General features: G+C 39.4%; 1 protein-coding gene. It reads left to right on the top strand.

Annotated features, from left to right (window positions below):
- On the top strand, window positions 1-563 hold a 563-nt coding region (locus QWY87_RS17810; RefSeq protein WP_435389590.1), incomplete at both ends, for an HYR-like domain-containing protein.

Genomic DNA, 563 nt, shown 5'->3' with positions numbered 1-563 from the left:
GTAGTAACAGTTACAAATGATGCAACACTTCCAATTATAGCTCAAGGAACAACAACAGTAACTTGGACTTATACAGATGTAAATGGAAATAGTTCAACACAGACTCAGGATGTAGTGATTACAGATGTTACAGCGCCAGTTGCAGATATTGCTACTTTGGCTGATGTAACTGCAGAATGTGAGATAACAACCTTAACTGATCCAACGGCTACAGATAACTGTGGTGGATTAGTAACAGTTACTAATGATGCTAGTTTACCAATTACAGCTCAGGGAACAACAGTAGTTATTTGGACTTATACAGATGCACAAGGTAACGCAAGTACTCAGGCACAGAATGTAGTGATTACAGATGTTACGCCGCCAGTTGCTGATGCAGGTACTTTGGCAGATGTAACCGCAGAGTGTGAGGTAACAACATTAACTGATCCAACGGCTACAGATAACTGTTTAGGAGTAGTAACAGTTACAAATGATGCAACATTACCAATTACAGCTCAAGGAACAACATTAGTTACTTGGACTTATGAAGATGCTCAAGGTAATACATCAACACAGACACA

It is taken from the genome of Lutimonas halocynthiae, from assembly GCF_030409835.1.
Taxonomy (GTDB): Bacteria; Bacteroidota; Bacteroidia; order Flavobacteriales; family Flavobacteriaceae; genus Lutimonas; species Lutimonas halocynthiae.
This window is presented reverse-complemented; position numbering and strand designations above follow the sequence as displayed.